We start from the raw sequence: 7968 nt of genomic DNA on the forward strand, positions 1-7968 counted from the left end.
AATAATTGTAGAAACAGGGTAAACGATTGAATGAACCTTCGCGCCTTGCGTCTTTTCCGCCTCGTGGTTACCACCGGGGCCCTTGCAGAAGCGTCCGACCGGTTGAACATCTCGGTTTCGGCAGCAAGCCGTCTGTTGTCGCAACTGGAAAGGGACGTCGGACTGACACTGTTTTCACGTCAACGGCGCCGGCTGGAACTGACAGAACATGGACAGATCTTCTACCGTCAGATCGCCAACACCCTGATCGGCATCGACGAGATTCCCAAGGTCGCAAAGGATATACAGGGCCGCACAAAGGAATGGCTCTCAATCGTCACGGCAGCGCCGCTTGCTAATGGCCTCGCCGTGCCGGCTCTCACCCGCCTTTACGCCCGGCAGCCACTGATTCAGTGCACGATCAACGTCGAAAGTCGGTTTGATATCGAGAGTAAAGTATCCGTCCGTGGTTACAATCTTGGCCTGATCTCTTTGCCGGTAGAGAACGCGATTATTGACCTCCAGGTGGTACCGATACTGCGTTCCCGGCTTTGCGTCCTGCTGCCCGCATCTCACAGGCTCTCTCAACGTAAACAAATCGGAATTGAAGAGCTGAAGAACGAAACCTTTGTTACTCTGACGCCCGGGCAACGTTGGCGCGATCGTCTTGAAGAAACTATGGGCCGCGCGGGATTTTCCTACAATATAGTCTGTGAAACCAGTTCTACTGTTGTCAATGTCGACATGGTGCGTGCTGGACTGGGGATTACGCTGATCGATCGCGTGTGCGCTCCTGCTACGATAGACAAAGGTCTTGTTCTGCTACCGGTCACCGAACCATCGTGGATTACCTATGCCAGCCTGCATCCGCCAGGTCCCCACGCACCTCTCGCGGAACGCTTTCTGGATGACGTCTCCAGTCACATCGAAGATTTGCGGCAAAGCGAGCCGCAAACCCGGGATCTGCTGGAACTGATCTGATTGCGTTTCTACGGTGCAAATCGTGCACTGACGTCTCGAGCGAGGCTAGCAGCTGCACGTGAAATCGCCACGCTGTCGCCACTGTATTGCGCAGGATCGAGCGCTGCTGCGATTTGGGCGTCTGTTAGATGCGCTGTGATCTGTGGTGCTGCGGCAAGATCTCCCACGCAGCCGTTTTCCAGCGCATGATGGACAATATCATGGGCAACCCCCCGGCCCACTCTGGGGGCTAGAACCATCATCAGGTTTTCAGCGGAGATCGCACCTTTGCTTCGTCCAAGGTTTTCGGCCATCCGCATCGGATGCGGTGTCAGTCGCGCTAGCGTTTCGGCAAAGCTTTCGCTCATCCGCCAAGCCAGCGGCACGGCATGATCGAGCACTGAAGAGAGCAACTGGTTCGCCACGGCGTCGCCTTCATGGCTGCTCCGCCCGGTTTCCAACGCGGGTGCCGCCAGACTGCGCAATTCTGCGGCCAGTGCAATGGCGCGGACCACAAACTTCGGGTTAATCTTCTGCGGCATGGTGGAAGAGCCGACAGTGCCTCCGTCCAACCGTTCAGTTACCTCGCCGAGTTCATCCGTCATCAAGGTATAGATCTCAGTGGTAACACGCTCCACTGTCATCGCCAGAAGCGCCAGCTGAACGACATATTCTGCGAACATATCGTTACCTGTTCGCCCAGGTACCATCAGCTCCCGCAGTCCAAGGTGTGCCGCAAGGCGCTTGTTCAGCGCTCGACCCTGAGGGCCGAAGGCATGCATAGCGCCGACCGCACCTCCGAATGGCAGGGCCATCATTCGCTTGAACGCATCAGTCAGGCGGCCTTCGGCGCGCTCCATCTCTTCAATCCAGCCTGCAACCTTGAATCCGAAGGTGATTGGCAGTGCATGCTGACGGTTTGTCCGACCCGCCATCTGGGTCGTCGCGTGATCGCGGGCCAGATCGCCCATGCGGTCAACTGCACGTGCGAGGTGGGTGCGAATATTGCGGTCCGCCTCACGCAATAGCAACAGCCGTCCGGTTTGCATCACGTTCTGCGTCGTCGCACCCCAGTGAACATAATCACCGGCCTGACCTGCGGCTTTACCGAGCAGCCGTGTCAGTGACAGAACCGGCGCCATTGTGTGTGCAACATCTGCTGCCATCGCGTCCCGACCGAGAATGTCGAGATGTGCTGCGGCCGAAATATCCTTCGCTGCCCAGTCCGGGATCATGCCCAATTCCGCCTGTGCCTGCGCCAGTGCCGCCTCTACATCGAGCCACGATTGCCACTGGGTGTCGCGCGCGAAGAGGGTGTCAGGTGTCAGGATCATAGAGCGGCCTCATGCGCGGTAAGCTGGTCCGGGCGGAATTGTGGTGCCGCAGCCAACAGACGAGCCGTATAGTCGTTGGACGGATGTCGCAGGACGGTTTGGCATTCACCTTCCTCGATCAGTTTGCCATTCAGCATGACGCCGACACGGTCGGCAACCTGATGAACGACCGCCATGTCATGCGTGATGACGAGGCAGCTCAGGCCCAGCTCTGCCTGCAACTCGGTCAGAAGGTTAAGGATCTGGGCCTGCACCGAGACATCGAGAGCGGAAGTCGGCTCGTCACAGACGAGTGCCTGCGGACGCGTGACCAACGCGCGTGCAATTGCCACCCGTTGCCGTTGCCCACCTGAAAGTTGCGCCGGGTAAGAATGCAGCAGCCTTGTCGGCAGGCGAACCATGTCCATCGCCTCCCGGATCTTCGCATCACGGGTTGAGGCATCATCGGTTCCGCGCAGAACCAGCGGCCGCGCGACGATCTCAGCCAAGGTCCGGCGCGGATTGAGCGAGGAGTAAGGGTCCTGAAATATCGGCTGCACAAGTGCGGCCCTTTCCAACGGCGGCAGGTCAGCGACCGGTCTTCCCAGCATCTGCACGGAGCCTGCGGTTGGCAACAGGAGACCGAGCATGATCCGGGCCAAGGTGGATTTGCCGGATCCACTTTCGCCAACCAGCGCGAGTGTTTCCCCGCGGCGAAGTGTCAGGGTGACCCCGTCGACAGCACGGATTTCATGTTTTGGCCCGAACAGACCTTTGCGTGATTGGAAGACCTGAGTGATCTCTTGCGCCGCGATGACTGCATCATCATTGGCAGCAGCGACATGGTCCGCACGGATTGGTGCGGCCGGGACAGGTGCCGGTCGTTCTGCATCTGTCAGGATGCAGCGACGCGTATGGGAGTCTTTTCCAAGCTGGGGCGGTCGTGCCGCAACGCAGTCTGGTCGCACGTAGGAGCAGCGCGGGGCAAAGATACAGCCATCAGGCGGTGACATCAGCGACGGGACCGTCCCAGGGATCGCCCCCAGCTTGCGTGGCGGGCCGTCCATACGCGGAATGGCCCGCAGAAGGGCTTGCGTATAGGGATGCGCCGGATCAGCCATGACGGCCTGTGCCGTGCCCTCCTCGATCACTTCGCCGCCATACATCACCGCGACCCGGTCGGTCTGTTCGGCAACGACAGCAAGATCATGAGTGATCAGGATCATAGCCATGTTCATCTCGCGTCGTAGTCCCGCCAGCAGATCAAGGATCTGTGCCTGAATGGTAACATCTAGAGCCGTCGTCGGTTCGTCAGCGATCAGGAGCTCTGGCTCCAACATCAGCGCCATTGCGATCATAACCCGCTGGCGCTGGCCACCCGACAGCTGATGAGGATATTGCGAGAGCCGTGCCACCGGGTCAGGAATGCCGACCCGGTCCAACAACATTAATGCGCGGTCACGGGCGGTGCTCTCTGTATGTCCCCCAAAACGAACTGCCCCTTCGGTCAGTTGCCTGCCAATTGAATAGACGGGGTTCAGCGAGGTCATCGGCTCTTGGAAGATCATCGCAATCCGGTGGCCGAGAAACTTCTGCGAAAAACTGACGTCAGACAGGCTGTTCAGATCTGTGCCGTCGAACATCATTTGGCCCGACCGGACCGCTTTTTTCGGCAGCAACCGCATCAAGGCAAGCGCGGTCATGCTTTTTCCAGATCCGCTTTCGCCAACGATGCCGAGCGCCTCGCCGCGGCCAAGACTGATGCTGGTATTGCGCACAGCGTGCAACATGCCGGTTGGCAGTGGAAGGCCGACGGAAAGGTCTTTAATCTCAAGAAGTCTGGTCATCAGTTGCGACCCTCCGGGGAGGTAATGTCACGCAGGCCATCACCCATCAGGTTAGCGCCGATCACAAGCGTGAAGAGGCAAATGCCAGGCAGCACAACCAGCCACGGGCGGTAAAACATCGCTTCCTTGCCTTCGGCTATCATCAGGCCCCAACTGGGCGTCGGTGGTTGAATTCCAACTCCAAGAAAGGAAAGTGATGCCTCTGCTAGGATTGCGATACCCAGTTCAAAGGTGAAAATGACGATAATTTGCGGGATAAGGTTCGGAATAATCTCGTGCCAAATGATCTGCAGCGAGGACGCGCCGGACGCAGCAGAAGCTGCGACGAAATCGAGACTCCGCAGCCGCTGCGTGGCAGCACGGGTGACGACGAGGTAATAGGTCCAGTGCAGCACGCCGATAATTCCGATCACCACCCAGATCGACGGCCCGATGATGAAAACGAGTGCCATTGCCAGCAGCAGGCCTGGCAGGGCCAACTGCGCTGTCAGTGCAAAACTGACAACATGATCGACCCAGCCGCCAAAATAGCCCGCGGCAACGCCAAGGGTCACACCGATGATCAATCCGATCGAGGCGGCACCCAGACCGATCGAGATCGACACCCTCGTGCCGTAGATGAGGCGGCTAAGGTAATCCCGGCCGTTCTGATCCGTGCCGAGAATATGCTCCCACGTCCCGGCGTCGTCCCAGACCGGTGGCATCATTCGGCTACTCAGGGACTGAATAAAGGGATCATGGGGGGCGATCAGCGGCGCAAAAATCGCGATCAGAACCAGAGCCACGATCAGTCCTGTTCCGATTTTGAAACCTGTGTGGCTCAGTGCCGTTCGACGCATCATCTGGCGCGGCGTAACGGCTGCCGCCTCTTCGGGTGCGTCCACGGAAAAGGTGTTAGTTTGGGTCATCCGATGCGGATCCTCGGGTCAAGCGCGGCGTTGATAATGTCGGCCAGCAGGTTCATTGCGACAAAGACGATGGCGAAAACGAAGATCAGCATCTGCACGGTAGGAATATCAGCACCAAGGATCGATTCCAGCGCCAGCCTCCCGAGTCCGTTAATGGCAAAGATGCTTTCGGTGATGACCGACCCTCCGAACTTTTGTCCAAGCTGGACAGCAAGGACGGAGATCACCGGCAACAGCGCATTGCGTAAGGCGTGCCGCTTCAGAAGAGAGCCGGCGCGGTAACCTTTGGAACGGGCAGTGCGGATATAGTCAGCTCCCATGACTTCGATCAGACCCGTGCGGGTCAGCCGCATGATGGCGGGGACAGACGAAGCCCCCAACACAAAGGCGGGCAAGACAAAATGCCGCCAGGTGTCATCTCCGGAGACCGGGAAGATCGGCACCATCACCGCAAAGACGATGATCATGATCAGTCCCAGCCAGAAGTTCGGAACGGCTTGCGCAGATACCGCGACGCCCAATGCCATGCGATCGATCCATGAGTTGGGATTCAGCGCAGCCAGAGCACCAAGCGGAATGGCAATCACGATTGTTACACTAAGAGCGGACAGCGCGAGCGCGATTGTGACACCCGCTCGTTCGGCGACAAGTTCTGCTACAGGCTTATGCCAATAGTAGCTTTCGCCAAAATCACCCTGCAGCACACCGGTGAGCCACTGGACATATCGTACAGGCATCGATTGATCGAGGCCATAGCGCGCGCGAATCATGTCCACGACCTCAGGAGTCGCGTCTTCACCCGCAATGGCCTGCGCCGGATCTGTGGCGACGTTGAGCAGAAAAAATGCGGCAAGCGATACAGTAAAGGCAACGGACAGCGCCAGCAGGCTGCGCATCAGGATGTATTTTAACATGAGACAGGCTTTCAGTTCGCGGACGAGGTCGGCGTCGTCTGCGCCCCGGTTCCGCCTGAGGCGGGGAGCCGGAACGCAGGAAGGCGCATTACTGCCAGCTTGCGTTCTGCAGGCGCGGCAGACCGTCCGGATCAAGTGGGAAGTCGAGCTCAGGTGACACGAGGTAGTTTGCTGAATAAGTAAACAGCGGTGCCCAATAGGCCTGGTCCGCAATCTTGGTCAGAACACTCGAGTAGATATCGGCTCGTTCGCCCTGATCGCTGGTCTGCTCCGCGGCCAACACTTCATCAGCCAGCGCTGCGTCTCCCGACAGATTGCGATCTGTATCGTCGGCAAAGTGGATTCTTGCGACTGCGGCTGTGTCAGCCGTGCCGCCTGATCCCCACGTGCCGATGTAGGCTGGAATTTCCTGAGAGGCGCGTGCCTGATTAAGGGACTCGAGCTTGACGTAACGCAGGTTCACATCGATACCGACAGCTTCCAGGTCCGCGGCGACGGCCTCTGCTACCGGCTTCTCGCGATAAGCCCAGAGATCGAGCGGAAATCCGTCCGGGTAACCAGCCTCATCAAGCAAAGCTTTTGCAGCGTCAGGATCATAAGGATAGTCTTTCACACTCTGATCACAGCCGAACTGAGCGGGATGGCAGGCCGTGTGGATCGGCTCGGCGCTGCCGCCGATCAGATATTTTGCCATTTCCGACTTGTTGAGCGCATGGTTGATCGCCTGACGCACTTTGACCTCAGTCAACGGACCCTCGGCGTCTGTATATCCAGCCGCATCCAGCACGGCGAAGGCAATGCGAAGGTCAGGTCCGCTTAAATGTGTCGCCATCGGCGTCGCGCCAAGGCTTTCGGCCAGATCGAGCGGAACGTTAAACATCCAGTCAATACCACCGGACATCAGTTCCGCCTGCTGGGTGCCGACATCGGGGATATTGCGCACCACAATATTCTCAATGGCGGGTGGCTCGCCGAAATAGTCGGTAAAGCGTTCCAAGACGAGTTCTTGACCGGGCTCAAAACTGACAACTTTGTAAGGACCGGTGCCAATGAGATTCTGCGCCATCGCGTCCCGATCAATGTCACCGCCTTCCTCATAGGTGCCCGCCTTGCGCAGCATGATACGCTGCGCCATGTCGCGCAGCACCAATGGGTAGATGGTCTTGAGGTTAAAACGGACGGTATTTGGCCCGGTGACCTCGGCGCTATCCAGCCAGCGTCCGATCGTGCCATTGGCATTGGACTGGCTGTCTTCACGGATGATCCAGTTATAGGTATAAGCCACATCCTCAGGCGTCAGCGCGCTGCCATCGTGGAATTTCACGTCGTCGCGCAGGGTAATATCAAGGGTCTTCTCGTCGACGTAATTGTAGCCTGTGGCAACCGCTGGCTTGAACTCCTGGGTCTCGGGGTCAAGATCGAACAGCGTTGCATCCGTCAGCTGCGCAAGGATGATATATTCGCGCTTGGTGGTGTAGTTGTAGTCAAGGTTCAGGATTTCTTCGGCCATGGCAACACGCAGGGTGTCATCGCCCTTGTCCGCCAAGGTTGGTGTCGCAGCAAATGATGCATACAGGATCGCCGGAGCGATGGCGTGTTTGATGAAGTTGTTCATGGTTACTCCTCCCTGAGTATGCACAGAGGCTAGCTGTTGCAATCATGTGCGTAAATTGTTAGGTTTGCATTGATAGTTTCGAAAACGGAAAGTAACATGAAGCCGATAAGGCCTGACTCATCGATGGGTTCGTCGGGGACTACGGCCAAAACTTATTTACTGCTGCTTTAGGCTCTGGACTTCGGTAACGGGGACCTTTCAGTCAAGTGCTTTTTGACATGTGCGTCCGGCCGCCCGTTTGCGGTTTGATGCGGGTTCTTTCTGAGCCGTCCTTTTATCACTGCCCCTTTGTCTGAGACCTCTCGGGTGCATGCTTTGGTCCGTGGTCGGCGCGGGGCGCCAACATGATGCTGGTTCAATGCAATTCAGATGTGCCCGTCTCATTGGCGTGCTCAATGTGGATCGGCCGAGGCAGGTGACTTTTCGAGGCAT

The 7968-nt window shown here is 57.8% G+C and carries 6 protein-coding genes; 1 reads left to right on the forward strand and 5 read right to left on the reverse strand.

Annotation, left to right across the window (positions count from 1 at the left end):
* Window positions 1–30: 30 nt before the first annotated feature.
* A complete protein-coding gene (locus ACOI1H_RS22040) occupies window positions 31–960 on the forward strand; it encodes a LysR family transcriptional regulator (RefSeq protein WP_422440210.1) in 930 nt (309 codons plus the stop codon).
* Window positions 961–968: 8 nt separating this feature from the next.
* Here the strand turns inward: ACOI1H_RS22040 and ACOI1H_RS22045 are convergent, their stop codons facing one another.
* The 5 genes from ACOI1H_RS22045 to ACOI1H_RS22065 form a co-directional block, all read right to left on the reverse strand.
* Window positions 969–2273 (reverse strand): lyase family protein, encoded by a 1305-nt coding sequence (locus ACOI1H_RS22045; RefSeq protein WP_422440212.1) that lies wholly within the window; start codon window positions 2271–2273, stop codon window positions 969–971.
* On the reverse strand, window positions 2270–4099 hold the full coding sequence (locus ACOI1H_RS22050; protein ID WP_422440213.1) for a dipeptide ABC transporter ATP-binding protein: 1830 nt from the start codon (window positions 4097–4099) through the stop codon (window positions 2270–2272). Before ACOI1H_RS22050 ends, ACOI1H_RS22045 begins: the two co-directional genes overlap by 4 nt.
* On the reverse strand, window positions 4099–5007 hold the full coding sequence (locus ACOI1H_RS22055) for an ABC transporter permease (protein WP_422440215.1): 909 nt from the start codon (window positions 5005–5007) through the stop codon (window positions 4099–4101). Before ACOI1H_RS22055 ends, ACOI1H_RS22050 begins: the two co-directional genes overlap by 1 nt.
* Entirely contained in the window at window positions 5004–5921 is a 918-nt protein-coding gene (locus tag ACOI1H_RS22060) for an ABC transporter permease (protein WP_422440216.1), read from the reverse strand. Before ACOI1H_RS22060 ends, ACOI1H_RS22055 begins: the two co-directional genes overlap by 4 nt.
* Before the next feature lie 88 nt (window positions 5922–6009).
* On the reverse strand, window positions 6010–7536 hold the full coding sequence (locus ACOI1H_RS22065; protein WP_422440217.1) for an ABC transporter substrate-binding protein: 1527 nt from the start codon (window positions 7534–7536) through the stop codon (window positions 6010–6012).
* Window positions 7537–7968 lie beyond the last annotated feature (432 nt).

Source organism: Loktanella sp. DJP18 (assembly GCF_049310965.1).
Lineage (GTDB): Bacteria > Pseudomonadota > Alphaproteobacteria > Rhodobacterales > Rhodobacteraceae > Loktanella.